16 protein-coding genes and 1 pseudogene are annotated in these 23,223 nt (G+C 64.0%); 13 read left to right on the top strand and 4 right to left on the bottom strand.

The window, feature by feature from the left end; translation table 11 throughout:
- Positions 1 to 501: 501 nt before the first annotated feature.
- Positions 502 to 936, bottom strand: coding sequence for an RrF2 family transcriptional regulator (locus IX761_RS25540; protein ID WP_194792264.1), 435 nt, complete (start codon positions 934 to 936; stop codon positions 502 to 504).
- A 187-nt stretch (positions 937 to 1,123) separates the two neighbouring features.
- Here IX761_RS25540 and IX761_RS25535 point away from each other — a divergent pair, with 187 nt between their 5' ends.
- The 8 genes from IX761_RS25535 (at position 1,124) to IX761_RS25500 (ending at position 10,850) form a co-directional block, all read left to right on the top strand.
- Complete coding sequence (locus IX761_RS25535; RefSeq protein ID WP_194792263.1) at positions 1,124 to 2,725, top strand: ABC transporter substrate-binding protein; 1,602 nt, start codon at positions 1,124 to 1,126, stop codon at positions 2,723 to 2,725.
- Positions 2,726 to 2,753: 28 nt separating this feature from the next.
- The gene (locus IX761_RS25530) at positions 2,754 to 3,713 is read left to right on the top strand and encodes an ABC transporter permease (protein WP_194792266.1); all 960 of its coding nucleotides are present in this window, start codon (positions 2,754 to 2,756) and stop codon (positions 3,711 to 3,713) included.
- Between the two features lie 3 nt (positions 3,714 to 3,716).
- A complete protein-coding gene (locus IX761_RS25525) occupies positions 3,717 to 4,544 on the top strand; it encodes an ABC transporter permease (protein ID WP_194792262.1) in 828 nt (275 codons plus the stop codon).
- A gap of 2 nt (positions 4,545 to 4,546) precedes the next feature.
- A complete protein-coding gene (locus IX761_RS25520; RefSeq protein ID WP_194792261.1) occupies positions 4,547 to 6,181 on the top strand; it encodes an ABC transporter ATP-binding protein in 1,635 nt (544 codons plus the stop codon).
- A 9-nt stretch (positions 6,182 to 6,190) separates the two neighbouring features.
- Complete coding sequence (locus IX761_RS25515) at positions 6,191 to 6,898, top strand: NAD(P)H-dependent oxidoreductase (RefSeq protein ID WP_194792260.1); 708 nt, start codon at positions 6,191 to 6,193, stop codon at positions 6,896 to 6,898.
- Between the two features lie 524 nt (positions 6,899 to 7,422).
- Positions 7,423 to 8,526, top strand: coding sequence for a polyamine ABC transporter substrate-binding protein (locus IX761_RS25510; RefSeq protein WP_194792259.1), 1,104 nt, complete (start codon positions 7,423 to 7,425; stop codon positions 8,524 to 8,526).
- A 36-nt stretch (positions 8,527 to 8,562) separates the two neighbouring features.
- Entirely contained in the window at positions 8,563 to 9,981 is a 1,419-nt protein-coding gene (locus tag IX761_RS25505; RefSeq protein ID WP_194792258.1) for an aminotransferase, read from the top strand.
- A complete protein-coding gene (locus IX761_RS25500; RefSeq protein ID WP_194792257.1) occupies positions 9,978 to 10,850 on the top strand; it encodes a helix-turn-helix transcriptional regulator in 873 nt (290 codons plus the stop codon). The genes IX761_RS25505 and IX761_RS25500 overlap by 4 nt, the downstream gene beginning before the upstream one ends.
- A 159-nt stretch (positions 10,851 to 11,009) precedes the next feature.
- Here the strand turns inward: IX761_RS25500 and leuS are convergent, their stop codons facing one another.
- Positions 11,010 to 13,604: a leucine--tRNA ligase gene (leuS, locus tag IX761_RS25495; RefSeq protein ID WP_194792256.1), complete on the bottom strand. Its 2,595-nt coding sequence runs from the start codon at positions 13,602 to 13,604 to the stop codon at positions 11,010 to 11,012.
- A gap of 110 nt (positions 13,605 to 13,714) precedes the next feature.
- Positions 13,715 to 13,957, bottom strand: coding sequence for a hypothetical protein (locus IX761_RS25490; protein WP_194792255.1), 243 nt, complete (start codon positions 13,955 to 13,957; stop codon positions 13,715 to 13,717).
- 64 nt (positions 13,958 to 14,021) lie between these two features.
- On the opposite strand from IX761_RS25490, the pseudogene IX761_RS25485 reads away from it, so the two are divergent.
- Positions 14,022 to 14,195 (top strand): annotated as a pseudogene (locus IX761_RS25485) (LuxR C-terminal-related transcriptional regulator); the annotation flags it as partial.
- Positions 14,196 to 14,197: 2 nt separating this feature from the next.
- Here the strand turns inward: IX761_RS25485 and IX761_RS25480 are convergent.
- On the bottom strand, positions 14,198 to 16,051 hold the full coding sequence (locus tag IX761_RS25480; RefSeq protein ID WP_194792254.1) for an ABC transporter ATP-binding protein: 1,854 nt from the start codon (positions 16,049 to 16,051) through the stop codon (positions 14,198 to 14,200).
- Positions 16,052 to 16,787: 736 nt separating this feature from the next.
- On the opposite strand from IX761_RS25480, the gene IX761_RS25475 reads away from it, so the two are divergent.
- The 4 genes from IX761_RS25475 to IX761_RS25460 form a co-directional block, all read left to right on the top strand.
- Positions 16,788 to 18,212: a DUF1329 domain-containing protein gene (locus tag IX761_RS25475; RefSeq protein ID WP_194792253.1), complete on the top strand. Its 1,425-nt coding sequence runs from the start codon at positions 16,788 to 16,790 to the stop codon at positions 18,210 to 18,212.
- A gap of 23 nt (positions 18,213 to 18,235) precedes the next feature.
- Positions 18,236 to 19,882 carry a DUF1302 domain-containing protein gene (locus tag IX761_RS25470; protein ID WP_323744617.1) on the top strand — a complete coding sequence of 549 codons (1,647 nt, stop codon included), beginning with the start codon at positions 18,236 to 18,238 and terminating at the stop codon, positions 19,880 to 19,882.
- Between the two features lie 14 nt (positions 19,883 to 19,896).
- Positions 19,897 to 22,305, top strand: a complete 2,409-nt coding sequence (locus IX761_RS25465; RefSeq protein ID WP_194792252.1) for an efflux RND transporter permease subunit — start codon at positions 19,897 to 19,899, stop codon at positions 22,303 to 22,305.
- 10 nt (positions 22,306 to 22,315) lie between these two features.
- A partial coding sequence (locus IX761_RS25460) for a WD40/YVTN/BNR-like repeat-containing protein (RefSeq protein WP_194792251.1) occupies positions 22,316 to 23,223 on the top strand: 908 nt, incomplete at its 3' end.

Below are 23,223 nucleotides of genomic sequence, written 5' to 3'. Positions count from 1 at the left end.
AGTGGGGGGAGGAGGGGTTGGGTGAATTTGTAGAAACCAAGGCAATTCAGTTTTAGACCCCCAATACCTACATGACTCAAGCCATGCGCCAAGGCGGACAGTGGAGAGCTCACAGGNATAATTGGCCCGAAACAAATGTGGGAGCTGGCTTGCCAGCGATGCGCCGCGCGGGCGGCGCTCGATCTTGAGGGCGCTGCACATCTGTCGCCAGGCACCTGGTGGCCTACATGCGATCCCAAGACAGGCGCTTGGGCATCACACTGTTGGGCTTGTGAAATCAAGATTCGGTAATGGCCACCAGGTGCATGGCGGGATATTAGATGAGGGCCACTATGTGCCTGCCGGTGCTTTTGCAGCGCCTATGAGATCGAGCGCCGCCCGCGCGGCGCATCGCCGGCAAGCCGGCTCCCACATTTGTTTCGGGCCAATTATGCCTGTGAGGTCTCCACTGTCCGCCTTGTTGGCCTGGCGTGATTTCTCGGTGGGCTTCGAGGTTTGCCGCTACACAACCTGCTCCTGCGACGTATCAAACGCCACAAACAACTGATCCGCCGTAATCGTCCCCAGATCCAGCCGCATGTTCTGCTCAAGCATGGCAAACAACCGGGTGAACACCTCGAACACCTTGCAGTGATCCTCCATCCCGGCAAACGGGTTGTCGATCTTCTCGGCGATCAGCGAGCTTTCCTGCACCGCGTCATACACCTCGCGCAGGGTGATCTGCTGTGGCGGGCGGGCCAGGGTCACGCCGCCCTGGGCGCCGCGGTACGAGGTGAGGATATCGGCCTTGACCATCTGCGACACCAGCCCGCGTACGCGGGTGGGGTGCACCTTCACCCACTTGGCGATGGTCTCGGTGCGCAGCTTCTGCGGGGCATTGGCCGCCACGAACGAGAGGATGTACGAAGCCGTGATAAGGCGGGTCGACTGGCTCATGGAGGTAGTGGCTCCCTGCGAAAACGCTGATGGTACACGATGAAAAAGCCCTGCATGGGCCCTGCGGAAAACAGCTTGTCGTGCTGCTAATGTATTTGTTACGGTAACAATTACAAATAATACACAGCTTCTACGCACTCCGCTTTGACCGAACAACAATTCCTTACGGTTCAACAGGGGCACATGCATGAGCGATAACAACAAGAACAGTCCTCAGGCCATCCTCGACGGCGGCTTGCCGCGCCGGGACTTCCTGAAATACAGCGCCGCCGCCGCGGCCATCGCCGGGGCGTTTTCCCTCGGCCTGCCACTGAACGGCCATGCCGCCGAGGCCACGCCAAAACCCGGTGGCACCCTGCGCCTGGGCCTGGCGGGGGGCAGCACCACCGACTCGAAAGACCCGGGTTCCTGGGTCGACACCTTCACCTTCATCGGCTTCTCGGCGGTGTACAACACCCTCACCGAAATCGCCGTGGACGGCACCGCCATCCCTGAGCTGGCCGAGCGCTGGGTCTCGAGCCCGGACGCGAAAACCTGGACCTTCACCCTGCGCCAGGGCGTGACCTTTCACAACGGCAAGACCCTCACCGCCGACGATGTGGTCGCCTCGATCCAGCACCACCTGGGCGAAAAATCCACCTCCGCCGCCAAGACCGTCCTGGGCGATGTCGCCCAGGTGCACGCCAGCGCCCCCGACACCGTGGTATTCGAGCTGCATTCAGGCAACGCCGACTTCGCCTACGTGGTCGCCGACTACCACCTGGTGATCATGCCCGCCAAGGACGGCCTGGCCGACTGGCAGGCCGGTATCGGCACCGGTGGCTACCGCATCAAGGGCTTCGAACCGGGCGTACGCATGGACCTTGAGCGCAGCCCGGACTACTGGAAGCCGGGCAGGGCGCACTTCGCCAGCGCCGAGCTGCTGGCCATCGCCGACGGCGCCGCGCGGGTCAACGCGCTGGTCACCGGCAAGGTCGATGTGATCAACAAGGTTGACCTCAAGACCGTGGCGCTGCTCAAGCGCAACCCGAAGCTGGTGATCGAGGAAACCAAGGGCGCCCAGCACTACACCTTCCCGATGCTCACCGACAGCGCGCAGTTCAAGGACAACAACGTGCGCCTGGCGCTCAAGCATGCGGTCGACCGCCAGGACTTGCTGGCCTCGGTGCTGTATGGCTACGGCCAGGTCGGCAATGACCACCCGCTGCAACCGGCCAACCGCTTCATCAACCCGGCCCTGGAGCAGCGCGCCTACGACCCGGACAAGGCGCGCTTCTACCTGCGCCAGGCCGGCATGGACAGCCTCAAGGTGCGCCTGCAAGCCTCCGACGCCGCCTACAGCGGCGCGGTGGACGCCTCGGTGCTGTTCAAGGAGCAGGCGCGCCAGGCCGGGATCGACATCGACGTGGTGCGCGAACCGGCCGATGGCTTCTTCTCCAACGTCTGGATGAAACAACCCTTCACCACCTCGTTCTGGTACTCCAGCCTCACCGCCGACCGCATGTTCAGCATCGGCTACGCCAAGGGCGCGGCCTGGAACGAGACCCACTGGGACAACCCGCGCTTCAACCAACTGCTCAACGCCGCCCGCGGCGAGATGAACGAGACGCTGCGCCGCGAGATGTACAACGAGATGCAGGCGCTGTGCCGCGATGACGGCGGGGCCATCGTGCCGCTGTTCGCCAGCTCCGTGGCTGCGCGCTCCACCCGGGTGGTGCATGGCGGGCAGACCGCACCCTACGGCGAACTCGACGGCCTGCGGGTGATCGAGCGTTGGTGGCAGGCCTGAACTTCGCGTGCGTTGAAGGAGTGCAATGGTGAATACCCTTGGCAAGCTACTGCTGCAGCGCCTGGCGCTGGGCCTGTTGTCGTTGTTCGCAGTGTCGGTGGTGATCTTCCTGGCCGTCGGCATGCTCCCGGGCGATATCGCCCAGGCCATGCTCGGCCAGTCGGCCACCCCAGAAACCGTGGCGGCGTTCCGCGCCCAACTGGGGCTGGACCTGTCGCCCGTGCAGCGCTTCGTGCAGTGGGCCTGGCGCCTGCTGCACGGCGATCTGGGCGTGTCCCTGGCCAACCAGCGGCCGATCGTCGAGCTGGTGGGCGCACGGCTGGGCAATACCTTCAGCCTGGCCCTGCTGGCGGCGCTGTTCTCGGTGCCGACCGCGTTGCTGCTGGGCATGTTCGCAGCGCTGTACCGCAACAGCTGGTTCGACCGGCTGCTCAACACCAGCGCGCTGAGCGCGGTGTCGTTCCCCGAGTTCTTCGTCGCCTACATCCTGATCCTGGTGTTCGCGGTCAAGCTCGAATGGCTGCCGGGCATCTCCAGCCTGGCACCAGGGGCGTCGCTGGGTGAGGTGCTGGAGGTCTCGCTGCTGCCGGTGGCGACCCTGAGCCTGGTGGTGATCGCGCAGATGATGCGCATGACCCGCGCCTCGCTGATCAACCTGCTGGCCAGCCCGTACATCGAGATGGCCCGGCTCAAGGGCGTGTCGCCTGCGCGGATCATCTTCCGGCACGCCTTGCCCAACGCCCTGGCGCCGATCGTCAACGTGGTGGCGCTGAACCTGGCGTACCTGGTGGTGGGCGTGGTGGTGGTGGAAGTGGTGTTCGTCTACCCGGGCCTGGGCCAGTTGCTGGTGGACTCGGTGGCCAAGCGCGACATCCCGGTGGTGCAGGCCTGCAGCCTGATCTTCGCCGGCACCTACATCCTGCTCAATACCGGCGCCGACGTGCTGTCGATTGCCAGCAACCCACGCCTGATGCACCCGAAGGGGTAGACCATGAGCCTGATCACACCTTTGCTGCGCGCGCCCCTGAGCGCCAAGTTCGGCCTGCTGGTGATCGTCGCCTACCTGGTGGTGGCGCTGTTCGCGCCGCTGCTGGCGCCCTACGGCGAAACCCAGGTGGTGGGCGAGGGCTTCGCGCCCTGGGGCCCGGAGTTCCTGCTGGGTACCGACAACCTCGGCCGCGACATGTTCAGCCGCCTGCTGTACGGCGCCCGCAACACCTTGGGTATCGCCTTCCTGACCACCACCCTGGCGTTCTTGCTGGGCGGCCTGTGTGGGCTGGTGGCGGCGATCAAGGGCGGCTGGATCGACCAGGGGCTGTCACGGGTGGTGGACATCCTGATGGCCATCCCGCAACTGATCTTCGCCTTGCTGATCCTCAGCGTGGTCGGCACCACGGCGACCTCGCTGGTGCTGGTGATCGCGCTGCTCGATGCCACCCGGGTGTTCCGCCTGGCGCGGGCGGTGGCGATGAACGTGGTGGTGCAGGACTTCGTCGAGGCCGCGCGGCTGCGCGGGGAGGGGCTGTGGTGGCTGGTCAGCCGGGAAGTGCTGCCCAACGCCGCCGCGCCCTTGATCGCCGAGTTCGGCCTGCGCTTCTGCTTCGTTTTCCTGTTCATCAGCGCCCTGTCGTTCCTGGGGTTGGGTATCCAGCCGCCGACCGCCGACTGGGGCAGCATGGTGCGCGACAACGCGGTGCTGATCACCTTCGGTGACGTCAGCCCGCTGCTGCCGGCCCTGGCGGTGGCGTTGATCACGGTGAGCGTGAACTTCGTCGTCGATTGGGTGCTGCACCTGTCCAGTGGCCTGAAGGAGTGCTGAACATGAGCCAAGACACCTTGTTGACGATCCGCGACCTGCGTATCGAAGGCCACTACGAGAATGCCTGGCACCCGCTGATCAAGGGCATCGACCTGACGCTCAAGCGCGGTGAAGTGCTGGGCCTGATCGGTGAGTCCGGCGCTGGCAAGTCCACCCTGGGCCTGGCCGCCATGGGCTATGTGCGCGACGGTTGCCGGATCACCGGCGGCAGCGTGTGCTTCGGTGGCATCGAGTTGCTCAAGGCCAGCCCCGAAACACTGCGCAAGCTGCGCGGCCTGCGCATCGCCTACGTGGCGCAGAGCGCGGCGGCTTCGTTCAACCCGGCGCACCGGTTGATCGACCAGCATGTGGAAACCGCAGTGATCAATGGCGGCATCGACCGTGCCCAGGCCGAGGCCGAGGCGGTCGAGTTGTACCGCATCCTGCGCCTGCCAGACCCCGAGCACATTGGCCAGCGCTACCCGCACCAGCTGTCCGGTGGCCAGTTGCAGCGGGTGATGACGGCGATGGCCATGGCCTGCCACCCAGACTTGATCATCTTCGACGAGCCGACCACGGCGCTGGACGTCACCACCCAGATCGAGGTGCTGGCGGCGATCCGCGATGCAGTGAAGACCTTTGGCAGCGCCGCGCTGTACATCAGCCACGACCTGGCGGTAGTGGCACAGATGGCCGACCGGATCATGGTGCTGCGCCATGGCAGCCTGGTAGAGGAGGCGCAGACCCGCACCATGCTCAGCGCACCGCAGCAGGCCTACACCCAGTCGCTGTGGGCGGTGCGCAATTTCCACACCTCGGCCAAGGCTTGCCCGCAGGATGAACAGCCGTTGCTGGAAGTGCGCAAGGTCGACGCCAGCTACGGCCAGCAGCCGGTGCTGCACGACGTCTCGCTCAAGCTGTATCGCGGCCAGACCTTGGCGGTGATCGGCGAGTCGGGCAGCGGCAAGAGCACCACGGCACGGTTGATCAGCGGCCTGCTGCAACCGAGCGCGGGCCAGGTGCTGTACGAGGGCGAGGCGCTGCCGGCGGACTATCGCCAACGCAGCAAGGAGCAGCTGCGGCGCATCCAGATGATCTACCAGATCCCCGACACCGCGCTCAACCCACGCCAGCGCATTGCCGACATCATTGGCCGGCCGCTGAATTTTTACTTGGGTTTGAAGGGTAAGGCACTGCGCGAACGGGTCGCCGAACTGTTGCGCATGATCGACCTGGAGCCGGCCAAGTACATGGACCGCCTGCCACGCGAACTGTCCGGCGGGCAGAAGCAGCGGATCTGCATCGCCCGCGCCCTGGCGGCCGAGCCACAGCTGATCATCTGCGACGAAGTGACCTCGGCCCTCGACCAGCTGGTGGCCGAGGGTGTGCTGAAACTGCTCGACCACATCCAGCGCGAGCTGGGCGTGGCCTACCTGTTCATCACCCACGACGTCGCCACCGTGCGCGCCATCGCCGACGAGGTGCTGGTGATGCAGCGGGGCAGGGTGGTCGACCACGGCAGCCGCGAGGCGATCTTCCGGCCGCCGTACCGCGACTACACCGGCTTGCTGTTCTCCTGCGAGCCGGAGATGGACCCCGACTGGCTCGACCGTTTGCTGGCGGCCCGTAAAACCGAATCTCCCCTGGAAACCGTTTAAGGAACCCCCATGAAAGTACTGATCGTTCACGCCCATCCCGAGCCGCAATCCTTCACCGCCGCGCTGCGTGACCAGGCGGCCGAGACCTTCCGTGCCCAGGGCCATGAGGTGCAGGTGAGCGACCTGTACGCAATGGGCTGGAACCCGGTGGCCAGCGCCGAAGACTTCAGCCATCGGGAGAACCCGGAGTACCTGGTGTATGCGCTGGAGCAACGGCTGGGGGTGAAGAGCGGGTCCATTGCGCCGGATATCCAGCAGGAGCTGGACAAGCTGCTGTGGGCCGATTTGCTGGTGCTGAACTTCCCGATTTTCTGGTTCTCGGCGCCGGCCATGCTCAAGGGCTGGATCGACCGGGTGCTGGTGTCGGGGGTGTGCTACGGCGGCAAGCGCTTCTATGACCAGGGCGGGCTGGCGGGCAAGCGGGCGCTGGTGACCGTGACCCTGGGCGGGCGTGAGCACATGTTTGGCGAAGGGGCGATCCATGGGCCGCTGGAAGACATGTTGCGGCCGATCCTGCGCGGTACCTTGGCGTATGTCGGCTTCGAGGTGCTGGAGCCGTTCGTGGCGTGGCATGTGCCGTATATCAGCGATGAAGCGCGCAAGGATTTCCTGCGCAGTTACCAGCAGCGCCTGGAGCATCTCTCGGATGATCTGCCGATGGCCTTCCCGCGGCTCGAGCAATTTGATGAGGCGCTGTATCCACTGGCGCAGCAATAGCCGCGCGCACCGAGAAATCGCGCCATGCCAACAGGGCAGGCGCTGCCTATCTCACAGGCAAAACTGGCCCGAAACAAACTGTGGGAGCTGGCTTGCCAGCGATGCGCCGCGCGGGCGGCGCTCGATCTTGAGGGCGCTGCAAGGCTGCCGTCATGCACCTGGTGGCCCTCATGCGATCTCAAGACAGGCTGTTGGGCGTCACACTGTTGACACTGCTGTATCAGGATTCGGTAATGGCTCCCAGGTGCATGGCGGAGTATTGGGTAATGGCCACCAGGTGCTCGCGGGTGTTTTTGCTGCGCCTATGAAATCGAGCGCCGCCCGCGCGGCGCATCGCTGGCAAGCCAGCTCCCACATCTGTTTCGGGCCAGTTACTCCTGGGCCATCTCCACTGTCCGCCCTGTTGGCCCGACACAAAATCCCATCGCCCCCACCCATTCGGGGTATGGCCCCCATCCTCCAACCCCCCGATAGTTACCCCATCCGCTCACCCGAGCCGATCCTGATCACATGATGGAGTTGCTATGCGCAAGGCATTCAAGGTGATTTCCAGTCTGTTGCTGTGCTGCACCGCCACCGCCACCCTGGCGACCGAGGCAGACACCGGCAATACACTCAGGTTGTACAACTGGACCGACTACATCGGCGAAAACACCCTCGCCGATTTCGAAAAACAAACCGGCATCAAGGTCATCTACGACACCTTCGACGGCTACGAAACGGTACAGACCAAGCTGCTCACCGGCCGCTCCGGCTACGACCTGGTGATGCTCAACGCCTCCCTGGTGCCGCCGCTGATCAAGGCCAAGGTGTTCCAGCCGCTGGACAAGAGCAAGCTGCCCAGCTGGGCCAACCTCGACCCGCACGTGGTGCAGAGCATGCAAGCCTACGACCCCGGCATGGTCTATTCGGCGCCCTACACCTGGGGCAGCTCGGGCATCACCTACAACGTCGACAAGATCAAACAACGCATGCCCGACGCGCCCATTGGCTCGCTGGCCATGCTGTTCGACCCCAAGATCGTCTCGCGCTTCGCCGACTGCGGCGTGACCCTGATGGACGCCCCCAGCGAGGTCATCCCGCTGGCCCTCAAGTACCTGGGCAAGGACCCGAAAAGCGCCACCCCCGGCGACCTCAAGGCCGCCCAGGACCTGCTGCTGGGCATCCGCCCGTTCATCAAGAAATTCGACTCGGTGAACTACCTCACCAGCCTGCCCAACGGCGATGTGTGCATGGCCCTGACCTGGTCCGGCGACTACGCCACCGCCCAGGCCCGCGCCGTCGAGGCGAAGAAAGACATCAACCTGGCGTTCTTCATCCCCAAGGAGGGCTCGCTGATCTGGTTCGACAGCCTCTACCTGCCCAACGACGCGCCCCACGCCGCCAACGCCCATCGCTTCATCGAATACCTGCTGCAGCCCAAGACCATGGCCGAGGTGACCAACTACATCCACTACGCCAACAGCAACGCCGCCGCCACGCCGCTGGTGCAGGCCGATATCCGCAACGACCCGGCGATCTACCCGGACGCGCAGACCCGTGAGCGCCTGTTCACCCAGAAAGCCCAGGACCCGCAGGCCATGCGCGCCATCACCCGGGTCTGGAGCACGGTCAAGACCGGCATCTGACACCTTTCACCGTATCGCTTCGACAAGGAATCGCTCATGGCTACCCCCATTCGCAAGCTGGCCGACGCCTCGCCCAACGACCGCCTGGTGCAGGCCGACAAGGCCCACTACATGCACGGTTACCATGTGTTCGACGAGCACGCCGAGCAGGGCGCGCTGAACATCCAGGCCGGCGAAGGCGCCTACATCCAGGACACCGAGGGTAACCGCTTCCTCGATGCCGTCGGCGGCATGTGGTGCACCAACATCGGCCTGGGCCGCGAGGAAATGGCCCTGGCCATCGCCGACCAGGTGCGCCAGCTGGCCTACTCCAACCCGTTCTCCGACATGGCCAACCCCAAGGCCATCGAACTGTGCGAGAAGCTCGCCAGCCTGGCGCCCGGCGACCTCAACCATGTGTTCCTCACCACCGGCGGTTCCACCGCAGTGGACACTGCCTACCGGCTGATCCAGTACTACCAGAACTGCCGTGGCAAGCCGCACAAGAAGCATGTGATCGCCCGCTACAACGCCTACCACGGCTCCACCTGCCTGACCATGTCGATCGGCAACAAGGCCGCCGACCGGGTGCCGGAGTTCGACTACGCCCACGAGCTGATCCACCACGTGTCCAACCCGAACTTCTACCGGGCGGCGGACGACATGGACGAGGCCGAGTTCCTCGACTTCCTGGTGGCCGAGTTCGAGGACAAGATCCTCTCCCTGGGCGCCGACAACGTCGCGGCCTTCTTTGCCGAGCCGATCATGGGTTCGGGCGGGGTGATCATCCCGCCCGAGGGCTATTTCCAGCGCATGTGGCAGGTGTGCCAGACCTACGACATCCTGTTCGTCGCTGATGAAGTGGTGACCTCGTTCGGCCGCCTGGGTACCTTCTTCGCCTCCGAGGCCTTGTTCGGCGTCACGCCCGACATCATCACCACGGCCAAGGGGCTGACTTCGGCCTACCTGCCACTAGGCGCGTGCATCTTCTCCGCGCGTATCTGGGCCGTGATCGCCGAGCCCGGCAAAGGCCGCTGCTTCACCCACGGCTTCACCTACAGCGGGCACCCGGTATGCTGCGTGGCGGCGCTGAAGAACATCGAGATCATCGAGCGGGAAAACCTGCTGGCCCATGTCAATGACGTCGGCAGCTACCTGGAGCAGCAACTGCAAACACTCGCGGACTTGCCGCTGGTGGGCCAGGTGCGCTGCATGAAACTGATGGCCTGCGTCGAGTTCGTGGCCGACAAGCAGACCAAGGCGCTGTTCCCGGACGCGGTGAACATCGGCGAGCGTATCCATGTGCGCGCCCAGGCCAAGGGCCTGCTGGTGCGGCCGATCATGCACCTGAATGTGATGTCGCCGCCGCTGATCATCACCCATGCCCAGGTGGCCCAGATCGTCGACACCCTGCGCAGTTGCATCCTCGAGGTCGCGCGGGAGTTGACCGAGCAGGGCCTGTACCACGGCCGATGAGCAACCTGCAGCCACAGGTGCGCGCCCATGCCCCGGCCGGTAGACTGCGGGGCATGAGCCGAGCACATGACAACACCACAATAAGCCTGCCGTTTCATGCCCTGCAGCAATGGCACAGCACCCTGCAACAGGCCTTCGCCCACAGCGAGGGCCCGGATGCGCTGGCCTGGCTGGCGGCCGCCATCAGCCAACTGGTGGGCGCCGAGTCGATGCTGATCAGCCTCGAACGCAAGGGCCTGCCGCCACAGCTGCTGTACCAGCAGGGCATTCCCGACCGCTATCACGAGGCGGTGCTGGAGCGCTATTTCGCCGCCGGCTACCTGCTCGACCCGTTCTGCCTGGCGGTGCAGAAGGGCCTGGCCCAGGGCTTCTATCACCTGGAAGACATCGCCCCCGACAACTTCTTCGACAGCGACTACTACAAGGCCTACTACCTGGGCACCGGTTGCAGCGAAGACAGCTACTTCATCGTCGACCTGGAGAACGACAGCAAGATATCCCTGAGCTTGTTCCAGGGTTGCAGCGGGGCGCGCCTGGGTGAGGCGCAACTGCACCTGTTGCAGGCGGTCGAGCCGATGGTGCGCGAGCTGCTGCTGCGCTTCGCCCGCCACGGGTTGGTGCAGCCACCGGAGGGCAAGGGCAGTGTGCAGGCCGCGTTCGACAGCTTCGGCTGCGGGGTGCTGACCGAGCGCGAGCGTGAAGTGGCGCAGATGGTGCTGCAGGGCCACTCGGTGAAATCCACCGCCCATGAGCTGGGGATTTCACCGGAGACGGTGCGCATGCATCGCAAGAACCTGTACCTGAAGCTTGCGATCAATTCGCAGTCGGAGTTGTTCGCGCAGTTCATCGCGTGGTTGCGGCGGGGGTGAGCGAAGGCTCTGCGCGACGCTGATTGCGCAGACTACGGCAGGCACGTGGTAAAGCGCTTATACCTCGAGGGTGCAGCAGGGTCGTTTACTGAGGTTGAACGAAAAGCCGGCATTTCGCGAGAAAGCCGGCATTTCCATGTGCTGGGGCCAGCTGAACAATCAGACGATGAAGTTCACCAATCGGTTAGGTACGACAATCATCTTTCCCGCCCCTTCCAGATATTTGCTCAAGGCCGAATCGGACAGCGCCTGGTGACGTATCGTGTCATGGTCTGCATCGGCTTGGACCTGGATCTCGCCGCGCAGCTTGCCATTGATCTGCACCATCAACTTCACCTCGTCCTGCCTCAAGGCATCGCTGTCCGGGGTCGGCCAGGCACTGTCGTAGATCTCGCCGGGGAATGCCAATGCCTGCCAGAGCACCTGGGTGATATGCGGCGTCACAGGATGCAGGACCTGCAAGAGGATGGACAGGGTTTCCTGGCAAACCTGGCGACCCGCGTCGGGTGCACTCTCCAGCACCTTCAACAACTTCATTGCACCCGATACGACGGTGTTGTACTGCAGCCGTTCATAATCGTTGTTGATTTGCTGCAGCAGGCTATGGGTCTTGAAGCGCACTTGGCGGTCTTGTACGGCAGTTGCCACCAGGTCGTCGCTTTGGTTCCAGCGCTCCTGCTTTTCAGCGGCGAAACTCCAAAGACGGCGCAGGAAGCGATAAGCCCCTTCGACACCGCTGTCGCTCCACACCGTGCTCTGGTCAGGTGGGCCGGCGAAGATGGTGAACAAGCGGGCGGTGTCGGCACCAAAGCGGTTGATGATGTCCTTGGGCTCGACCACATTGTTCTTTGACTTGGACATCTTCTCCACGCCACCCAGGGTGACGGGCAAGCCATCTTCGATGGCTGTCGCGCTGATCGGGCGACCTTTTTCATCGTATTGCACCGATACTTCCGAGGGGTAGAACCATCGGCGGCTACCGTCTTCGGCCTTGCGGTAGTAACTGTCGCGCAGCAGCATGCCTTGGGTGAACAGGTTCTTGAACGGTTCGCTGAAGTCCACCAATCCCTCGTCGCGCATCGCCCTTGTCCAGAACCTGGCATAGAGCAGATGCAGCACCGCATGCTCGATGCCACCGATGTACTGGTCGATGGGCATCCAGTACCGATGGCCTGGCCCTACCATGTTGGTGTGGCAGTCAGGATCGCAGTAGCGCATGAAGTACCAGCTCGAGTCGACGAAGGTGTCCATGGTGTCCGTTTCCCGCCGCGCGGGGGCGGCGCAGCGAGGGCACGCTACGTGAAGGAACGCTTCGCACTGCAACAAAGGATTGCCGCTGCCGTCGGGAATGCAGTCGTGCGGCAAGACCACCGGCAGGTCGGAGTAGGGCACTGGTACATCGCCACAGTGTTCGCAGTGAATGATCGGAATCGGGGTGCCCCAATAGCGCTGCCGGGAAATTCCCCAGTCACGCAAGCGCCACGTAGTGGTCAGCTCGCCACGCCCTTGCTCGGCCAGGGCATCGGCGATTGCCTGGGATGCCTGTTCCACCGTAAGGCCATCGTAGCTGCCCGAGTTGATCAGGCGACCTTCGCGGCTGGCGTAGCGATCCGACCAGGTCGCAGCGTCGTAGGGCGCACCTTCGAAGGCGATGACGGGGTGTACCGGCAAGTCATATTGACGGGCAAAGTCGAAATCGCGCTGATCGTGGGCCGGCACCCCCATCAAGGCTCCCTCGCCATACTCACCCACCACGTAGTTGGTGATCCACACCGCGATCGGCTCGCCAGTCAATGGGTGCTCGACATGCAGGCCGCTCGGGACACCAAGCTTGGCCTGCGCGCCAGCGGCGGGGCTGGCCTGTGCCGCTTGCCGAAATGCCTGGACGTTCGGCTCAAGCCCAGGGTCGAGCTCTGTGGCGCGTTTGGCCAGTGGATGATCGGGTGATACGGCGCAAAACGTCACGCCCATCAGGGTATCGACACGTGTGGTGAACACCCACAGCCTGCCTGCGTCGATCAATTGCCCGTTGCTGTGCTTGACCGTGTGGGCAAAGGCCAGGCGCACGCCACTGGCCTTGCCGATCCAGTTCCGCTGCATGCTGCGGACCATGTCCGGCCAACCGTCCAGGGTGTCGATGGCCGACAGCAGTTCTTCTGCGTACTGGGTAATGCGCAGGTAGTAGCCGGGAATCTCGCGTTTTTCGACGAGGGCGCCCGATCGCCAGCCACGGCCATCCACCACTTGCTCGTTGGCCAGTACGGTCTGGTCGACGGGGTCCCAGTTGACGATCTGGGTCTGCTTGTAGGCGACACCCTTTTCCAGCAACTTCAAGAAGAACCACTGGTTCCACTTGTAGTAGTCGGGATCGCAGGTGGCGATTTCCCGTGACCAGTCGAACGCCAGCCCCAACGGTTGCATCTGCGACTTCATGTCGGCGATGTTCATCCGTGTCCATTGCGCGGGCGATACGCCCGATTGCATCGCGGCGTTCTCTGCGGGAAGACCGAATGCATCCCACCCCATCGGCATCAGCACGTTGTAGCCCTTCATGCGCAAGTGGCGGGCCAACATGTCATTGATCGTATAGTTGCGCACATGCCCCATGTGCAACTTGCCAGAAGGGTAGGGCAGCATGGAGCAGGCGTAGTACTTAGGCCGAGTTTCATCTTCGACAGCCTTGAATACTTCATCGTCAAGCCACTTGGCCTGGGCCGTGCTTTCAACCCAGGCGGGTTCGTACTGCGGTCGCATAGAAAGTCCTCGATAATGCGGGCGCTGCGTGGCGATCAATCGCCTGACCCATACGTTCTTGTAAGTTATCGCTCAGCTTGATGCATATCGTTTGCTGTCTGTGAGCATGCTCACGGCACTTCTGCAGAGATTGGGCTTGGACGTTGTCCTTTATCGTTGTGCCCACCCGCCAACCAGCCACTTGGCCAGGCACTGAACGCCCGGGGAGGCTTGTATTTGGCGTTGAGTGACCGTAACAGACCACCCTGAGTAATCAAGCAGAAGTTCGGTGCGAAGTGCTGCATGTGCTGTGGGATTTTATTCCACGGGGCTGTAGGAAAAATATGATAAGCGCCGTCATAGTTGAAATTCATCAGGCACACTCGTTCGAAGAGCAGCGGCACTTTAACGTTGCGTGTAAAGAGTAAGTTGATGTCACGCGAGGTGACGCAGAGGGTCCTGCAGGGTCACTCGGTGAAATCCACAGCTCATGAGCAGAGGATTTCACCGGAGGCGGTGCGTATGCACCGCAGGAACCTGTACCTGAAGCTTGCGATCAATTCGCAGTCGGCGTTGTTCGCGCAGTTCATCGCGTGGTTGCGGCGGGGGTGAACCTACTCCACCGCCTCGACCAGCCCCTGGTCCTCACCCAGGAACCCTCCGCTCTGGTGCTGCCACAGCCGCGCATAGGTACCGTTCCTGGCCAGCAGTTCGGCATGGGTGCCTTGTTCGATGATGCGCCCCTCGTCCATGACGATGAGCCGGTCCATGGCTGCGATGGTGGACAGCCGGTGGGCGATGGCGATCACGGTCTTGCCTTGCATCATGTCGTCGAGGCTTTCCTGGATGGCCACTTCGACTTCCGAATCCAGCGCGCTGGTGGCCTCGTCCAGCAGCAGGATCGGGGCGTTCTTGAGCATCACCCGGGCAATCGCGATGCGCTGGCGCTGGCCGCCGGACAGCTTGATGCCGCGCTCGCCCACCAGGGTGTCGTAGCCACTGTGGCCCTGGCGGTCACTGAGTTGGTTGATGAAGCCGTCGGCCTGGGCATTGGCGGCGGCGCGGTGGATCTGCGCCTCGCTGGCGTCGGGGCGACCGTAGGCGATGTTGTCGCGGATGGAGCGGTGCAGCAGCGAGGTGTCCTGGGTGACCATGCCGATGGCACTGCGCAGGCTGTCCTGGGTGACCTGGGCGATGTCCTGCCCGTCGATCAGGATCTTGCCGCTGTTCACGTCATAGAAGCGCAGCAGCAGGTTGATCAAGGTGGATTTGCCGGCACCCGAGCGGCCCACCAAACCGACTTTCTCGCCGGGGCTGATGTGCAGGCTCAGGTCGTCGAGCACCTGGCGTTCGCCGTTGTAGTTGAAGCTCACCTTGTCGAAGGTCACCGCGCCGCCTTGGGTGACCAGCACGCCAGCGTTCGGTGCATCCTGCACCTTGGGGCCACGGGTCAGGGTGGCCATGCCGTCCTGCACGGTGCCGATGTTCTCGAACAACGAGGTCATCTGCCACATGATCCAGTGCGACATGCCGTTGATGCGCAGGGCCATGGCGGTAATCGCCGCCACCGCGCCCGCACCCACCTGGCCCTGGTGCCACAGCCACAGGGCATAGCCGCCCGCGCCGAGAATCAAGGCCACCACCAGTGCCTGGTTGACGATCTCGAACTGGCTGACCAGGCGCATCTGGCGAAAGCCGGTGAGCTTGAAGTCTTCCATGGCCGCCCGGGCGAAGTGCGCTTCGCGCCTGGAATGGGAGAACAGCTTCACCGTGGTGATGTTGGTGTAGGCGTCGGAAATGCGCCCGGTCATCGACGAGCGCGCATGGGCCTGCTCCTGGCCGACCTTGCCCAGGCGCGGCACGAAGTACAGCATCGCCAGCCCGAACAGGGCGACCCAGGCCAGGAACGGCAGCATCAGCTTCAAGGCGAAGCCGCCGGCCAGGGCGATGATGGCGATGAAGTACACGCCAATGCCGGGGAGGATTTCGATCAGGGTGAACAGCACCTCGCGCACGGCCAGCGCGGTCTGCATCACCTTGGTGGTGACCCGCCCGGAGAACTCGTCGGAGAAGAACGACAGGCTCTGGCGCAGCATCAGGCGGTGGAAGTCCCAGCGCAGGCGCAGCGGCAGGTTGATCGCCAGCACCTGGTGCTGCATGACCGTGCGCAACGCCACCAGGCCGATGCTGGTCACCAGCACGATGCCGATGCCCCATAGCACGCGGCTCTCTTCACCGCTTGCGCTGCCGCCGGCTTGCCAGGCTGGGAGCAGGTCGACGACCTGGCCGAGGAAGGCGAACAGCCAGGCTTCGTAGATCGACACGCCGGCACTGAGCAGCGCGAGGGCGAGGATGTAGCCACGGGCACCCCGGGTGCAGGCCCAGAGGAAGCGCAGCAGGCCCATGGGGGGTGGTGGTACTTCATCCGGTGGGAAGGGGTCGAGCCATCGTTCAAACACACGAAGCATGCTGGTCTCCGAAAGGGTCAAGTCCGCGGCTTGCGGCGATGGTGCAACGATACCGCAGATTCGAGTATTGGGCGGCGGTAGCGTCCACGCAGAAACCGCGTCATAGAAACAAGGCGGACAGCCGCGGCGGCGCTGGCATAACTGGCCCGAAACAGATGCGGGAGCAACTGCCTTGCGCACGAATCTGTAGGAGCGGCCTTGTGTCGCGAATGGGGTGCGCAGCGCCCCCAGGATCTCGAGTACGCCCAAGATCACCGGGGCCGCTCTGCGGCCCATTCGCGACACAAGGCCGCTCCTACAGGTGACGTGCAAGCTTCAGGGTGAGAGCCGGCTTGCCGGCGATGCGCCGCGCGGGCGGCGCTCGATCTCAAGAGCGCTGCAAAACCATCGACAAGCACATGGCCGCCCTCATTCGGTAGCCGTCAGAGCATGAAACGCTTACTGCTCAGCAGCACCCGATAATTTGAAGTAACAAATGTTTCGTAAATTCACATTTCCAGTGCACGGGGTGTTTCATCCAGGTGCGCGACTGTGTTCTTAGGTATCACATAGCAATTGTTATAAAAAATATAAATAACTGATAAATAAAAGGAAAAATCCAATACAAAGATTGGCATGTGGTTTGCTCGGGGCCCAATGCCCTGGTACGTGACCAGGCCGTTGACCAGACCTGCCGCCGCCCCGTCCTGTTGCAAAAAACGGCCGGCCGCAGCTCAAAGCCCGTGAGGAACTTCCCATGAAAGATGTGATTCAGCGCCTTGATGTCGGCCTTGCCTCAATCGCGGTAACCCGGCCGTTGGTAATGGCGTTCGCGGCCCTGGCCGTCATCGGTTCAGTGCAGGCTGCCGGGAACGATGCCGCGCAACTGGGTGGCAAACTGACCCCGCTGGGCGGCGAGGCAGCCGCCAACGCCAACGGAACGATCCCCGCCTGGGTGGCCCCCGGCAAGCAGGATACCGGGTGGAGCTACGGCCAGGTGCGCGGCCAGCTGTGGAAGTTCAAGGATGACAAGCCGCTGTACAGCATCGATGCCGGCAACGTGGCGCAGTACGCCAAGCAGCTGTCCCCGGGCCAACTGGAGCTGTTCAAGAAAATCCCGGGTTATCGCATGGACGTCTACCCGACCCGCCGTACCTGCGGCGCACCGGATTTCGTGACTGACAACACGCGCAAGAATGTCGGCTTCGCCACGCTGGATTCCGCAGGCCTGGCGCTGCAGGACGCCCACGTTCCCGGCATCCCGTTCCCCATGCCCACGACCGGCGCCGAGGTCATGTGGAACATGAAGATGCGCTACCGCGGCGTCGGCTTCGACATGGCCAAGACCGTATCCGGGCTGTCGCCGCGCGAGGCGGGCGGCAGCTGGCTGCGCACCTCCACCGACTGGTTCATGTACACCCCGTGGGGCCAGAAGGGCAGTGCGCTGTTCTCGTCGTTCGATCGCCTCGAAGTGGCCACCTACTTCAACTACAACGAGCCGGCTGCCCTGGCGGGCCAGGCCGGGGTGGTCACCACCAAGGCCGGCGAGCAGGCCAGCACCTTCTACTACTTCCCCGGCCAGCGGCGTGTACGGCGCATGCCTTCGTATTCCTACGACGCGCCGCAGATCGGCCTGGACAACCAGTACACCATCGATGAATCGAACATCTTCTTCGGCCCCATGGACCGCTTCGACTGGAAGCTGATCGGCAAGCAGGAACTGCTGGTGCCGTACAACTCGTTCGGTGCCTACGACGGCTCGGCGCGCATCGAGGACGTGGCGCAGCAAAGCGCCATCGCGCCCCAAGCCCGCCGCTACGAGCTGCACCGGGTGTGGGTGGTGGAGGCGAACGTGCGCCAGGGCATGCGCCACCAGGCGCCCAAGCGCCTGTACTACATCGACGAGGACAGCTGGAACGGCCTGATGGCGGTCGACTACGACAAGCAGGGGCAGATCTGGAAAGTTCGCGAGGGCTACACCATCCCGGTGTACGAGACCGGCACCTGCGACATGGAGGCCCAGGCCCAGTACAACCTGGTGGATGGCCGCTACCTCTACGACATGACCTCCATCGGCGTGGGCAAGAAGGACCATCGCTGGCTGACCGAGGACTCGGGCAACCCACGCCTCAAGCGTGATTTCTACACCTCCGACAATCTGCGGGCCATCAGCGAACGTTGATCCTTCACCCTACGAGCGCCGACATGAAAACAACAATCACAAAAGCTTCAGGCCTTGCTATCGCGTGCATGACTCCCCTGGCCATGGGGTTCACCTTCGAAACCGAATCCATCAGGGGCTCGTTCGACTCGACGATCGCCTACGGCATGGGCGTGCGTACCGAATCGCGGGGCTGCAACCTGATCAACCAGGGTGCCACCGGCCATCATCCACCCGCCGGGTGCCTGGCGCAGACCTCGGGCATCGGAGACCAGGGCGACTTGAACTACGACCGGGGCGACCTGTTCACCCACTACCTCAAGGGCACCCACGAGCTGTTGCTCAAGATGCCCGAGGATTTCACCTTCATGGCCCGGGGCAGCTGGATCCGTGATTTCGCCGCCAGCGACACCACGGGCGCGCTGTCATTCAACACGCCTGCGGACGTGGGCAGCGATGGCTTGACCCGCTCGGCGCGGGATGACCTTGAGTTCAAGGCGCGCCTGCTCGACCTGTGGGTGAGCAAGGGCTTCGATGTGGGCGACCAGCGGGTGCGCGCACGGCTGGGCAACCAGGTGATCAACTGGGGCGAAAGCCTGTTCGTGCAGGGCGGTATCAACAACACCAACGCCTACGATGTGCAGGCCCTGTCACGCCCCGGTGTGCAGCTCAAGGAGGCCGTGCTGCCGGCGCCCATGCTCAGTGTCGCCTCGGGGCTCGGCGCCGGGGTCAACATCGAGGCCTACTACCAGTTCGCCTGGAACAAGAGCGAACTGCCGCCGGTGGGCAGTTACTGGTCCTACACCTCGGCGTTGGGCAAGGGCATGAAGTCCTACGGGTTCGACGACAAGAATGCCCGCGACAGTGGCCAGTGGGGCCTCTCGCTGCGCTGGCAGCCGCAGGACAGTGACGTCAATTTCGGCGTGTATGTGCTGCGCTACCACGACAAGCTGCCCTCGCTGACCACGCAACTGCTGGACCCGGACACCTTCGCCGTGTCGCAGAAATGGGTCTACCCCGAAGACCGGATGCTCTACGGCATCAGTGCCAACATGCCGATCGGTGACTGGGCGGTGGGGACCGAGTTGTCCTACCGCCCCAAGGACGCGGTGCCGCTCAACCCCGTGCTGGACCTGTGCAACAACCAGGGAGGCAAGTGCTGGAAGGACGAGAAGAAATTCCAGTGGCACCTCACCGGGCTGTACAGCATGACCCCGTCGAACTCGCCCATGCTGCTGGATTTCACCGGCGCGAGCACCGGTACCTTGCTGACTGAACTGGTGGTCATCAAGTACCCGGGCTTGCATGACAGCTACAACGGCGAGGTGATCGCGGCTGGCGCCAACACCTGGCAGCTGGACCCTGCCACCGCACCCAAGGCCCATGGCGACAAGACCTCGTCGGGGATCAACCTGGACTTCAGCCTGACCTATGACGGTACCTTGCTGCCGGGTTGGCAGGTGACCCCGGGGATCTTCTATTCGCGCTCGCTGGGCGGGCGAACGCCCAACCTGGCGGCGACCTTCACCGAGGACGCCAGCAGCCTGAACCTGTACCTGAACTTCGTGCGCAACCCGGCCAGTTGGCAGGTCTCGTTCAACTACGCGAAGTTCATGGGCGGCGACACGGCGTACGACCAGCTGCTGCGTGACCGTGATTACGTCGGCCTGGTTCTTTCGCGCACTCTGTGAGGCTTGCCGTGAACATGTCTATCGATTTGACCAAGCGGCCGGTGCGCGGCGTTCTGCCGCGCATCGAGGCCGGGTTGTTCCGCCACCGAAGCCTGGTGCTGACGCTGCTGGCCCTGTTCACTGCGGCCATGGCCTGGTTCGCGGTGCAGTTGCGCATGGATGCCGGGTTCGAGAAGCAACTGCCGATCGGCCACGAGTACGTGGAAACCTTCAAGCAGTACCGCGGCGACCTGCTGGGTGCCAACCGCCTGACCCTGGTGGTCAAGGCTCGGCAAGGCAGCATCTGGACCGAGGCGGGCTTGCGCCGCTTGTTCGATGTCACCCAGGCGGTGATGTTCCTGCCCGGCATCTCGCGCAGCAGCGTGCGTTCGTTGTGGACGCCCAACGCGTTCGTCAACGAAATCACCGAGGATGGCTTTCGGGCAGACCCGCTGGTACCCGGCACGGTGACGCCCGAGCGCCTGGACGCCGCGATCATCGCGCGTATCGCCGACTCCACCGCCCAGGGTGGTTTCATCGGCACCCTGGTGTCACGGGACCAGAGCAGCGCGATGATCACCGCCGAGCTCAACGAGCGTGACGGCAACGGCGCGCAGTTGGACTACGTGGCCTACAACCGGGTGCTGGAGGCGCAGATCCGCCAGCGCTTCGAAGATGCAGGCTTCGAGATCCAGATCATCGGCTTCGCCAAGCAGGTCGGCGATATCGCCGACGGCGCGGCGGCGGTGCTGGAGTTCTGCCTGCTGGCGCTGTTGCTGACGGCGGTGGCGGTGTATTGGTACTGCCACTCGCTGCGCTTCACCTTGCTGGCGCTGGGGTGCTCGCTGACCTCGCTGGTCTGGCAGTTCGGCAGCTTGCGCCTGCTGGGATACGGGCTCGACCCGCTGGCGGTGCTGGTGCCGTTCCTGGTGTTCGCCATCGGGGTGTCCCACGGGGTGCAGCAGATCAACTACATCGTCCGCGAAATCGCCACGGGCAGCACGGTCGAGACGGCGGCCCGCTCGAGCTTCCGGGGGTTGTTGGTGCCCGGCAGCCTGGCACTGGTGACAGCCTTCGTGTCGTTCGTGACCTTGCTGCTGATTCCCATCCCCATGGTGCGCGAGCTGGCGATCACCGCGTCGCTCGGGGTGGCCTTCAAGATCGTCACCAACCTGGTGATGCTGCCGCTGGTGGCCTCGATGCTGAAGGTCGACGGGCGCTATGCAGCCGCCGAGGAGGCTTCCCGCCAGCGCCGCGCTGGCTGGCTGGAGGGGCTGGCGAAGCTGGCCGAGTGGCGCAATGCCCGTTGGGTCATGGTACTCGCACTGCTGGTGTTTGCCGCCGCCGTGTGGCAAAGCCACGACCGCGTGGTCGGCTCGCTGCAGGCGGGGGCGCCGGAGCTGCGGGAAGATTCGCGCTTCAACCGCGACGCACTGGCCATCGCCAGCAACTACGACATCGGCCTGGACTGGCTCAGCGTGGTGTTCGAAGTGCAGCCTGGGCGGCTGCAGGCGGGGGGCGGCAACGCTTGCGAAGACGTCGAGCTCGGGCAATACCAGGACCGTTTCGCCTGGGCGATGGAAGGGGTACCGGGGGTGCTCTCGGTGGCGTCATTCGCCACGGCCATGCGCCAGTTCAACGAGGGCTACAACGAAGGCAACCCGAAGATGAGCGCGGTGCCGATCGATGCGATGAACTATTCGTCCCTGGCTGCCGAAGTGGCGCGTACGCCGGGCTTGATGCGCGGCGATTGCAGCATGACCGCCGTGCACCTGTACCTGGCGGACCACAAGGCCAGCACCATCGGCCGGGTGATCGAGGCGGCCAAGGCGTTCCGTGCCGAGCAGCCCTTGCCGGGTGTCGCCGTGCGCCTGGCCTCGGGCAACGCCGGGGTGATCGCCGCCATCAACGAGGAGGTGGCGAAGAGCGAGACGCCGATGCTGCTGTACGTCTACGCCGCCATCGCCTTGCTGGTGCTGGTGGTGTACCGCGACCTGCGCGCGGTGCTGGTGTGCTGCCTGCCGCTGACCCTCGGTACCTTCATCGGCTACTGGTTCATGAAAGAGCTGCAGATCGGCCTGACCATCGCCACCTTGCCGGTGATGGTGCTGGCGGTCGGTATCGGCGTGGATTACGCCTTCTACATCTACAACCGCATCCAGTTGCACCAGGCCCATGGCCAGCCGATTGCCGTTGCGGTGGCCTTGTCGCTGCGCGAGGTCGGCGTGGCGACCATCTTCACCGCCATCACCCTGGCGGTGGGGGTGGCCACCTGGGCGTTTTCCGCGCTCAAGTTCCAGGCGGACATGGGCAAGCTGCTGGCCTTCATGTTCATGATCAACATGGTCATGGCCATGACGGTGTTGCCGGCGTTCGCGGTCTGGCTGGAGCGGGTGTTCCCGCGCAAGCGCCCGGTGCGCATGATCGGCGCGCTGGCGCATTGAGGAGAACGGTATGGGATACCTGAACACAGTCCTGGGCGTTGTGCTGAGCGTGGCGTCGTCGCTGGCCTGCGCGTTGGAAGCGGTACCGGCAGTGCCGGTGGCGCATGCCTCGCAGGCGATGCTGCTGGGTGCCGCCTGGGCGACACAACGGGTGGTCGCGGTGGGGGATCATGGGGTGGTGCTGCTGTCTGACGACACCGGGCGCAGCTACCGCCAGGCCCGCTCCGTGCCGGTTTCCAGCCCGCTGACCGCGGTCAGTTTCAGTGACGCCAGCCATGGATGGGCGGTGGGGCATTGGGGGGCGATTCTCGCCAGCACCGACGGCGGTGAAAGCTGGCAGGTCCAGCGCCTGAGCCAAGACCAGGACAGGCCACTGTTCGCCGTGCACTTCTTCGACGCTCGACGGGGTGTGGCGGTGGGCCTCTGGTCGTTGGTGTTGACCACCGACGACGGCGGTGCGACCTGGAGCGAACGTAGGTTGCCGCCTCCGGCAGGCTCCAGTCGCGCCGACCTCAACCTGATGAGCCTGTTCGTTGGTCGCCACGGCACGCTCTATGCCACTGCTGAGCGTGGGCAACTGCTGCGCTCCGACGACCGCGGGCAGACATGGCGCTACCTGGACACCGGGTACGAGGGCACGTTGTGGACAGGCGCCGTGCTCGCCGATGGCAGCCTGCTGGTAGGGGGGCAGCGCGGCACGTTGCTGCGTGGTTCGGCCGAGGGGACGTCGTGGCAGCGTATTGCGCTCGACAGTCGCAGTTCGATCACTGCGATTGCGGTGCAGGGCGAGGATGTTCTAGCGGTAGGGCTCGATGGCCTGCAAGTGCGCAGCGGGGATGGTGGCCGTAGTTTTGCCGCGTCGCGTAGCGAAGACGGTGCGTCGTTTACTGCCGCGCTGGCTGGGGGGCGGGCGGGGCC

Origin of the sequence: Pseudomonas sp. UFMG81 (genome assembly GCF_015354575.1) — a bacterium.
GTDB lineage: Bacteria > Pseudomonadota > Gammaproteobacteria > Pseudomonadales > Pseudomonadaceae > Aquipseudomonas.
The sequence above is the reverse complement of the archived record's forward strand: the minus strand, read 5'-3'. Positions and strand labels throughout refer to the sequence as shown.

Coding starts and splice junctions, on each gene's coding strand:
- IX761_RS25500 (WP_194792257.1), top strand. CDS start 9,978: ATGAGCAACCTGCAGCCACAGGTGCGCGCCCATGCCCCGGCCGGTAGA.
- IX761_RS25470 (WP_323744617.1), top strand. CDS start 18,236: ATGAAAACAACAATCACAAAAGCTTCAGGCCTTGCTATCGCGTGCATG.
- IX761_RS25520 (WP_194792261.1), top strand. CDS start 4,547: ATGAGCCAAGACACCTTGTTGACGATCCGCGACCTGCGTATCGAAGGC.
- IX761_RS25480 (WP_194792254.1), bottom strand. CDS start 16,051: ATGCTTCGTGTGTTTGAACGATGGCTCGACCCCTTCCCACCGGATGAA.
- IX761_RS25475 (WP_194792253.1), top strand. CDS start 16,788: ATGAAAGATGTGATTCAGCGCCTTGATGTCGGCCTTGCCTCAATCGCG.
- IX761_RS25535 (WP_194792263.1), top strand. CDS start 1,124: ATGAGCGATAACAACAAGAACAGTCCTCAGGCCATCCTCGACGGCGGC.
- IX761_RS25515 (WP_194792260.1), top strand. CDS start 6,191: ATGAAAGTACTGATCGTTCACGCCCATCCCGAGCCGCAATCCTTCACC.
- IX761_RS25525 (WP_194792262.1), top strand. CDS start 3,717: ATGAGCCTGATCACACCTTTGCTGCGCGCGCCCCTGAGCGCCAAGTTC.
- IX761_RS25505 (WP_194792258.1), top strand. CDS start 8,563: ATGGCTACCCCCATTCGCAAGCTGGCCGACGCCTCGCCCAACGACCGC.
- IX761_RS25465 (WP_194792252.1), top strand. CDS start 19,897: ATGTCTATCGATTTGACCAAGCGGCCGGTGCGCGGCGTTCTGCCGCGC.
- leuS (WP_194792256.1), bottom strand. CDS start 13,604: ATGCGACCGCAGTACGAACCCGCCTGGGTTGAAAGCACGGCCCAGGCC.
- IX761_RS25510 (WP_194792259.1), top strand. CDS start 7,423: ATGCGCAAGGCATTCAAGGTGATTTCCAGTCTGTTGCTGTGCTGCACC.
- IX761_RS25490 (WP_194792255.1), bottom strand. CDS start 13,957: ATGAATTTCAACTATGACGGCGCTTATCATATTTTTCCTACAGCCCCG.
- IX761_RS25540 (WP_194792264.1), bottom strand. CDS start 936: ATGAGCCAGTCGACCCGCCTTATCACGGCTTCGTACATCCTCTCGTTC.